Below are 7,981 nucleotides of genomic sequence, written 5' to 3' on the forward strand. Positions count from 1 at the left end.
CCTCCGCCGTCACAGCCTCGTCCTGAAGCGATCAGTAAGCCGTGCGCCAAGCGGCCCAGTTCGCTGCTGATCGCATCCCGCAGCCCATCGTGGTACGGGCCGAGCCTGAACCGCTCGTCACTCCGGCGGTCACGCGGATAAAGCCACACCGGCTTGCCCACCAGCTCGGCCGGCTCCCATTCCAATCGCGTTCAGACATGGGCGTGCGGGAACGGTCTGTGTTGCCGAGGGTCTACGAGTTGACCCGCGGAAAGTCGGGGTCCAGCCGCCGGCAGGCCCGCTCAACCGCTTCTCCGAACTGGTCCATGTCAGACAGAGATGACAGTCGCTTGGCCCGGGCAGGTCAGAGAGCCGTTGAACACCCGGCTCGTCCGCGAGGAGAACCAAGTACCCGGGCAGCCTGCGTGGCGGCGCACCAGGGCAGTGCGCCTCCGGTCCGAACAGTCGGGCGGCAATGAGGGCGGGCCACTGAAGTGTGGATCTGACCACCAGGACGGCGAGGCGCACCCCTGCCAACCCCAGGCACCCCTGGACGGCCTGGAGTTCGCCGCGTCCTGGGAGCGCGCGAGGTCCCGGACTCGAACCTGGTCCCTCCGGACCTACCGGACCTACCGGACCTGATCGCCAAGGTCAGCGCGGACCGGAGCGGCCAGTCCCCCTTGCCGGCAGCCACCGGACGGGCCGTGGGCATCGCCGGGGGCGGGCCGGTGGCCGTAGGGGTGCCGGCCTCCGAAGCGGCCGGGCAGGCATTGGCGCTGTGGTCGCGCGGGAGCCTGCGCCCCCGAAGGCGCCTCGGCGTAGTCCGTCAATGTGTCAGCGCTGCCCGCGTACGCGTCGCGGTTGCGGGCGCAGCGACCTCGCGGCCGGTCAGGCTGCAGGCTTGGAGTCCGATGGTCAGAGGAGCATCGCCAGGCCGCCCAGGGCAAGGACGGTGCCGCTCAGGCCCGCCGCCGTACCGAGGTAGCGGAAGAGGGCGGCCGACGCGCTCCGCGTCGCGGGGCCGAGGTCCCCCTGGGCGTGCCGGCGCACCTCCGCATTCCTTTCGGCCCAGCGATCCAGAGCGGTGGCCGAGCCACGCACGTTGAGTGCGACCCAGCCACCGGATACTGCGCTGAACAGTCCGAATGCCAACAGGAAGAGACCGATGTCCATGTGTTGCCCCCCAGGTGATGTGGTGATCGGCGGAACCGTAGCAGCCGTCGGGGTCGTCCAAGGGCGCGGGTTGCACTCGCCGGCGAGTGCTCGGGAAACACTGGGTGTTGAGCTCCCGTGGCTCGCGGGTCTGCCGTTTGACCGCCTCTTCGATCTCAAAGCGCGCGTGCCCGTGACGTCCGGGCGCGAGACCCGCGCCGAGCGCATCCGCACCGCCGCCGGCGAGACCGATTCCGACTCGGATCACGGGGCTCACCGCCTGAACAAGGTTGCCGCGCAGAACGCAGAAACGCAGTAGCCCGGGTCGGGGCTGATGGACTGCGCCGAACCAAGCGGACATCTCCCGTGCACGCGGTATGCGAAGGCCGGGTGCTTCCTGACTGCTCAGCCAGCCGGTGGGCGCCCTGACCGTCGGCGACTTCCTCGTGGAACCGTGCACCCCCGAGATGGAGGTCGGGGCCGGCGAAATGGCCGACAGCCGACTCGCCGCACTACTGCGCGCGCTCGCCACGGAAGAGGCCACGACCGTCCGGGCGCGGGCAACGGAGACGGCACTTCCCCGGGGCGAGGCGGCCGTCCAGGCCGGAATGCCGGCCGCACGCGGCGAACAGGTAAGCCGGATACTGAAGCGCCTCGGGAAGCTGCGAACACCACCGCGTTGGCCGGCGGGGCGAGGTGGAGGCCGACGACATCGCGGATCTTGTCAATCGGCAGCGGGTCAGGGAGATTTTGAAGGTCTCGGTCCGCCAGGGCCGCAGGCCGAAGGCGTGCCAGATTCTCAGCACGCTCGCCGGAGAGATCCCCACGACTGTGGCGAGCTCCCGCTTCGACCAGCGCGTCCCGCCCGCGTGTGTCTCTTCGAGGGTGCGGACCACCACCTCTTCCACCTGGGAGTCGGTGATGGTCCGCGGCACCCCGGGCCGCGGCTCGTCCGACAGGCCCTCCAGCCGGCCACGCAAGAATCGGGTCCGCCATCTGGCCGCTGTCTTGCGTTCCGTGTTCAACCGCGCGGCCACACGGTGTTGTTCCACCCCCGCGCGCACGCGAGTACGATCTGCGCACCCTGGGCCAGGCCCTGCGCAGTTAAACGCCGCCTGGCCCAGCTCTCCAACGTCAACCGCTCGGCATCCGACAAGACCACCGGCGGCAGCCTGGTATCACCCATCCGTCCAACACAGCCGCCGCAAACCGGTCACGTCAGGCGAACCCCAAGATCTGAAACAGAACACGACTCACAAAGCGAGCCCAGACCTCGAACCGGCTCACTAGGCCGTTGCCCGCTGGACGTGGTAGTTCCAGCGTGTGAGAGACCGGACAACGGTTTCGGCGCCGATGGGGTTGGCGCTGTGAACGAAGACAGCTCCGATCTGAAAGGGCCGTCCGCTGAAGGCGGCTTCTTCCATGAGGGTCACCACCGGCATGATGGTGTCGTCGCCGCCGAGATCGTGGTCGAGCCACAACTCGTCAATGAAGCTGTCGCGGTGCTCTTCCAGGAGCTGGATGCCTTCGCGGCTGGTGCGGGCAATCCGCGTGGCCCTGGGGAGCGGTCGGAGGTCGTCTATGCCGAGGACGACGGGCATCGGCTCGGTGGGGACTTCTTTCACTGGATCAGTGTTACAGCAGGCAGGCGGGATAACCACGGGGTATCGAGAGCCCGATGGGCGAACCGCCGATGCCCATCGTCAAGGTGAGCCGCAGACTCCCGTTGATGCGTGGGGAGCCGACTAGGCCGTTTCCTTCGGATCATCTGGCTGACCAGATGAAGATGGCTGCGAGGTGGAGTCCGGCGAGGTAGACGGTGGCGGTCTTGTCGTAGCGGGTGGCCAGGCCGCGCCATTGTTTGAGCTTGTTGATGCAGCGTTCGACGGTGTTCCGTTGCTTGTAGGCCTCGCGGTCGAAGGCCGGTGGCCTGCCACCGCGGCTGCCGAGGCGCTTGCGGTTGGCGGCCTGGTCGGCGGGCTGGGGGATCACCGCCCGGATCCCGCGCCGACGCAGGTGGGAGCGGATCGCGCGGGACGAGTAGGCCTTGTCGGCCAGGACCACGTCCGGGGCCACCCTCGGTCTGCCGACCGGCCTCGGGATCCATAGGCGGGCCATGACCTTCGGGAACGCGGGTGCGTCACCGGCCTGGCCGGGTGTGATGAGGAAGGCCAGGGGCCGGTAGCGATTGTCGGCGGCCAGGTGGATCTTCGTGGTCAGTCCGCCGCGGGACCGTCCGAGGGCATGGTCGGCGGGCTCGCCGTCCGGGGCCCCTTCTGACGGGCCCCGGCGGCGTGCTGGTGGGCACGGACGATCGTGGAGTCGACCGCGACGACCCACTCCAGGTCGCCCTCGGCGTCGGCCTGGGCGAGGAGAGCGGTGAAGACCTTCTCCCAGGTGCCGTCGGCCGCCCACTTCCGCAGCCGGTTGTGGGCACCCTTCCACGAGCCGAAGTGCTCGGGCAGGTCCATCCACGGCGTGCCCGTGCGGTACTTGAACGCGATCGCGTCGATCACCTGACGGTGGTCACGCCACCGCCCGCCCCGTTTCGGTGCCCGGACTGGCAACAAGGGCTCAATTCATGCCCACTGGGCATCAGTCAACGACACACATCAACCAATGATCAGATGATCCGAAGGAAACGGCCTAGGTGGATGGCGTCTTGATGGCACCCTTGATCGGGGTCTGGCCCAGACCGATGACCCAGTCGCCTTCCTTCTTGCCCATCTGAATGTAGATGCTGAACTGCTTGCCGCTGCCATCGGTGCCGGTCACATGCACGCCGGCGTAGGTCGGCTCGAACTCTTTGAGCACGTCGATCATTCTGGTCTTGAGGTCGCGTCCACCGTTCTCGGCAATGATCTTTTCGGCGCTCTCCTTCACGCCCGTGCGCCCCGGCGCATCGGGCTCGGTCAGGGCGATGAGCCCTTGGGAGTCGCGGGCGTTCAGCGCGGCGATGTACTGCTCGGCGGTCTGCCGCTCGCTCCTACCGTCCTTCTCGGAAGCGCAGGCGGCGAGCACCGCGCACAGGACGGGAACCGTCAGCGGTGCCAGGGCTTTCCTCACGGCGGGTTTCCCTTCGTGTCAGGTGCGATGGGCGTGCCACGAGGCTCCCGAGCTCTGGGCCCGGATGATGCTCGGCTTCCTGTTGTGCGTGTTGCTGGACTGGTAGGTCATCTAAGGGTCGCCGCCTCCTCTGGCGGTCACGATCATGGTGTGATTGATGTCCCGTCGGGGCTCGGATCTGTACCGGTTCTCTGCCCCGGCGCAGGTGTAACTGGTTGACCAGGTAAAGCTTGCGTGGAACCACTTGCTGCTGTCTGCCCGGGAGGAATGGCTGCCTGCTGCGGTGTTACAGCGGCGGGCTCTCATTTGCCTGAGAGATGAGGCTGGTGCAGTCGTTGCCGTAGGGGCGGCAGCCGCCGTTGTCGTTCTTCCAGTACCGATTCGCTCAATCAACCATCTTGTCGTGGCTGTACGAGGCGGAGACCGTCGGCTTCGCAGTCCGCGACGACATGCCCGTCGCAGGCAGATCCGTGCTGCTGGGCGGCTCTTTGGGGCCCTCGTCCTGCGAGTGGGGTGCCGGCTCGCCGCCCGGTCCGGGCTCGTTGATGCGACCGGGATCTCCGAGCGGCTTGGTGATCTGCGTGATCGGCCGCAGCGACGAAGGCTCCATCCGCGCCTGGTCGCCGGCGAGCTTCCACCCCTCCGCGGATCGCGTGAACGTCAGCGTGTGCGGTAAGGAGTACGTCTCGTAGGCGGGCACCCCCTCCTGGGGGTTCGGGTAGTACAGGCGGGCGTCCTCGGTGGCAACGACCGTTGCGGTGTCCCCCATGACGCTGCTCTCACCTGGCGTCACGGTCACATCCGCGCGGCTATACCACCGCTGACCTTCTCCAGAGCCCGCCCGGTGTGCTGCAACGCGGTCAGGTCACCTGCCAGATTCTCCGCCGCAGCCGCGGTCATGGGAACGGGTGCCGAGGCGAAACGGATGCGCGATCCACCCGTGGTGACGGCATCGGCGCGACGCTGGAGATAGGCGTCAGCCATCTGGACCAGGAGTGTCAGTTCCGAAGCCGACAGTGCGGCATGTGATTCCGTGATCGCGGTGGGAGCGGGAGCGGTGACGCCCGACGAAGCCAGGGCCAGGATCGCAGCGCCGGCAGTGCGTAGTGACGGTGTGATTCCACGCAAAGGGTCCCCCAGGATCGGGTTCACTGGTCCCAGCGTATATACGGCACACCCGGCTCTGGCGAGGATTACCTGAATCACTTGTCGCGGAACCATGCCGAATATGGCCGGATGGCAGGAGGCACAGGGCAGGCGCCGAGCCCACTCGTGGCCCAGCTCCGAGCAGGTGAAGACGCCAGAGGGTGCCTGGAGGATCTCCACTTGGGTGTGGCGGAATCGAGAGCGGGGTCAGACCCGCAGCATCCGGCCCGCAAGTCGAGCACCACCGCGTCCTGCTCTGCCCGGCCGGGGAAGTCGCTGCCCGCCCGCGACGAACGGCGGGCCGCCTACGAAGGTCCCGTGCCGGGCCCGGCGCAGCCAGTCCGCGGGCGCCCGGCGTCACCAGTTCCGCGTTGGTTCGCGCCTCGGCTCCGCGCAGGTGGGCGCTTTTGAGGGCGACCACCGTATCGAACTGCCGCCGGCCTAGCGGAAGTTCCTCGTCGAACTCGAGGGAGCGGTTCCGGCCCCTTCCACGGTCTGCTTCCGCTGGAGGAGTGCAGGCTGTTCACCGTGGACCGACAGCCCCGGACGGCACCCCGAGTCCACCGACCTCGTCGCGGCCGCCGTCGCGCTGCTCCCCCATGGGTGGTCACCCAGGCACCCGGCCCGGAGCTGTTGGGCAGCGAAAGCTGGTCCCACTGGCTCACCACCCCTCAGGAGAGCACCCATTGGGGTGGGTGGCCGGGCTCGGCCGGGCAGGTGAAGACATGCAGGTCCCGGTCCCGGCCGAAGCGGAGCCGGGTCGGTTGGACAACGGACCAGCCACCCTGGATCGAGGCCTTACCCCGCAGGGACGGGTCGCGGTCCTGCAGCGGCACCCAGCTGTGTGAGCCGGCGTCCATCTCGTCACCGCCGGCGGTCAGCAGCAGCCGCATCGGGGTCGCGCAGGATTCGCAACCGATGGGCATCGGACCCGTCGACGCCCAGCTCGGAAAGCCGCCCACCCGCCAGCCAGGCGGGATCGACAGGTCGGACTGGTAGCTGGAAGCGTCAGGCCCGTGTTCCGCGGCCTGGGCGTCGTCCCACGCGTCGATGCCGGCGATCAGAGAGGCGGGCAGCGTGTCGTCCTCCGCCCAGGGATAGGTGTCCACCTCTTCGGGATGCAGAACACACGGCTCGGGGAGTTCGTGCTCCCAACGCAGCATGGGTACTTCGGGCGGTGCGGCGAGGAAGCGTTCCGCACGCTCCGTCTCTGCGGCCCGCCGCCACAGCAGGTGGTATCGGCGCTCCAGGTACGGACCGTGGTTGCACGGGCAGCGGAAGATCTGCACCAGATCCGCACCGTCGGGCCCGGCAGCCAGAGACGGGATGTCCCGGCGGAAGAACTGGGCGAGGCCCACGAACGGCACCGAACCGTCCTCTCCGGGCGCTCCGGAGCCCGGCCACGGCCGGCTCCGCGGCCAGACGCCCGCGGCCCGGGCACTGCGGACGTCGTCCGGCACGTACCCCTCGGTCTCGGGCTGGTGGGGCTCCTGGCAGACCGGCCACGGCTCGCCGGCGGGCCACAGCATCGGTCCGCCGACATGGCTCTCATGCATGCCAGGTCGCCCCGGCCGGGGGTGCAGGCGGGTCGTCCGGCCCCGATAGGCGGCGAGCTCCGGGAACACAGCCTCCACGTGCGCGGGTCTGGTCGGCGTGGTCCTCGTCATGCGCAGACCGTACGCGGACGGGGAAGCGCCACGCGAGTGCATTGCCGCGAGCCGGGCGTGGGTTGCATGCCCCGAAGCCGACGCAGGGTGCCTCCCGTTCTCGTGTACATCGGCTTCGGACCTGAGCGCATTTCGCGTATCTCGAACCGGTGCGCATCTGCTGTCGCTGCCCATGCTCGACGCCGGCCGGTGTCACGGCACTGCGCACGCTGCGGCTGCCGACGCTTCACCAGTGCCGCCGCGACGGCCGCAGCCCCAGGCCATCCGTGGCCGGTGCTCGGTTCTCGGCGGCGTGGGGGTCCCGCGACGGCCGGGATGTCGTTCCGGTGCGCCCGGACCCGGTGGCAGAGATCAGCACCGACACCGCTGTCGATCACGGCAGCGTCCATCGGCACCCTCCACGGGTCCGCCGCCTCCGCCTGGACGCAAAAACCGATAAGAGTCTCCCCCGGCCTTCGTGTGCGTGGAGCGCCAAGGCACGCGGTCGGCCAACCGCCGTGCCCGGCGACACCGTCCGCGCACAGCGCACCGCGATGGTCCGCTCCCACCCGAAACCGCGCAATGGACCTTAGGCTCAGACCATGTTGAGAGCCCGATCCTCGTCCGAAGCGCACCTGTACATGGACCTGTACGCATGCGAGTGCGGCAGCTCCGACTTCGCCCGGCAACACCGGTTGGAGTTGCGGGGCGACGACCTCGTGGCGGTGTACGAGGGGGTTTGTCGGCAGTGCGGCCGCAGCCGTCGCTTCGAGTTCCGGATGGCTGAAGAGACTCCTTCGCCCGCGCCGGCCTTCGGTGGCGCTGAACCGTCCCGGATCATCGACCCCGGCGAGTTCGCCGATGTCGGCTACCGAGTTTCCCGCTCCGCCGGGCTTGAGCTGCTCAACCGACCCAAGTCCGAGCACCACAGGTACCGTGCGGCGATGGCCTACGCGCTCGCCGCCTTCGAAGAGGTACTCAAATTCGTTCCG

Annotated in this window: 10 protein-coding genes and 1 pseudogene; 2 read left to right on the forward strand and 9 right to left on the reverse strand. The window is 68.6% G+C overall.

Translation table 11 applies throughout. The annotated features are described in order from the left end of the window. Together ADK55_RS39610 and ADK55_RS07635 are read right to left on the reverse strand one after the other, a co-directional pair. Nucleotides 1-399 (reverse strand): annotated as a pseudogene (locus tag ADK55_RS39610) (diadenosine tetraphosphate hydrolase); the annotation flags it as partial. 495 nt (nucleotides 400-894) lie between these two features. After that, a complete protein-coding gene (locus ADK55_RS07635) occupies nucleotides 895-1,152 on the reverse strand; it encodes a hypothetical protein (RefSeq protein ID WP_053676712.1) in 258 nt (85 codons plus the stop codon). A 22-nt stretch (nucleotides 1,153-1,174) separates the two neighbouring features. Here ADK55_RS07635 and ADK55_RS07640 point away from each other — a divergent pair, with 22 nt between their 5' ends. Further along, nucleotides 1,175-1,450: a hypothetical protein gene (locus tag ADK55_RS07640; RefSeq protein WP_159041304.1), complete on the forward strand. Its 276-nt coding sequence runs from the start codon at nucleotides 1,175-1,177 to the stop codon at nucleotides 1,448-1,450. Between the two features lie 193 nt (nucleotides 1,451-1,643). Here the strand turns inward: ADK55_RS07640 and ADK55_RS07645 are convergent, their stop codons facing one another. The 7 genes from ADK55_RS07645 to ADK55_RS07680 form a co-directional block, all read right to left on the reverse strand. After that, nucleotides 1,644-2,195, reverse strand: coding sequence for a helix-turn-helix domain-containing protein (locus ADK55_RS07645; protein ID WP_324611171.1), 552 nt, complete (start codon nucleotides 2,193-2,195; stop codon nucleotides 1,644-1,646). A gap of 222 nt (nucleotides 2,196-2,417) precedes the next feature. Further along, the gene (locus ADK55_RS07650) at nucleotides 2,418-2,756 is read right to left on the reverse strand and encodes a cyclic-phosphate processing receiver domain-containing protein (RefSeq protein ID WP_234349939.1); all 339 of its coding nucleotides are present in this window, start codon (nucleotides 2,754-2,756) and stop codon (nucleotides 2,418-2,420) included. A 139-nt stretch (nucleotides 2,757-2,895) separates the two neighbouring features. Next, a protein-coding gene (locus ADK55_RS36090) for an IS5 family transposase (protein ID WP_420713601.1) occupies nucleotides 2,896-3,710 on the reverse strand; the annotation gives its coding sequence in 2 pieces (ribosomal slippage) (nucleotides 2,896-3,407 and nucleotides 3,407-3,710; 816 coding nt in all). 67 nt (nucleotides 3,711-3,777) lie between these two features. Next, nucleotides 3,778-4,197 (reverse strand): hypothetical protein, encoded by a 420-nt coding sequence (locus ADK55_RS07665; RefSeq protein ID WP_053676716.1) that lies wholly within the window; start codon nucleotides 4,195-4,197, stop codon nucleotides 3,778-3,780. A gap of 385 nt (nucleotides 4,198-4,582) precedes the next feature. Then, nucleotides 4,583-4,966 carry a hypothetical protein gene (locus ADK55_RS07670; protein WP_159041305.1) on the reverse strand — a complete coding sequence of 128 codons (384 nt, stop codon included), beginning with the start codon at nucleotides 4,964-4,966 and terminating at the stop codon, nucleotides 4,583-4,585. A 26-nt stretch (nucleotides 4,967-4,992) separates the two neighbouring features. Next, complete coding sequence (locus tag ADK55_RS38375; protein ID WP_159041306.1) at nucleotides 4,993-5,349, reverse strand: hypothetical protein; 357 nt, start codon at nucleotides 5,347-5,349, stop codon at nucleotides 4,993-4,995. 665 nt (nucleotides 5,350-6,014) lie between these two features. Then, entirely contained in the window at nucleotides 6,015-7,010 is a 996-nt protein-coding gene (locus tag ADK55_RS07680; RefSeq protein WP_053676719.1) for a hypothetical protein, read from the reverse strand. Between the two features lie 581 nt (nucleotides 7,011-7,591). Between ADK55_RS07680 and ADK55_RS07685 the strand changes: the two genes are divergently transcribed. Further along, a partial coding sequence (locus ADK55_RS07685) for a hypothetical protein (RefSeq protein WP_053676720.1) occupies nucleotides 7,592-7,981 on the forward strand: 390 nt, incomplete at its 3' end.

The organism is Streptomyces sp. WM4235 (assembly GCF_001279725.1).
Taxonomy (GTDB): domain Bacteria; phylum Actinomycetota; class Actinomycetes; order Streptomycetales; family Streptomycetaceae; genus Streptomyces.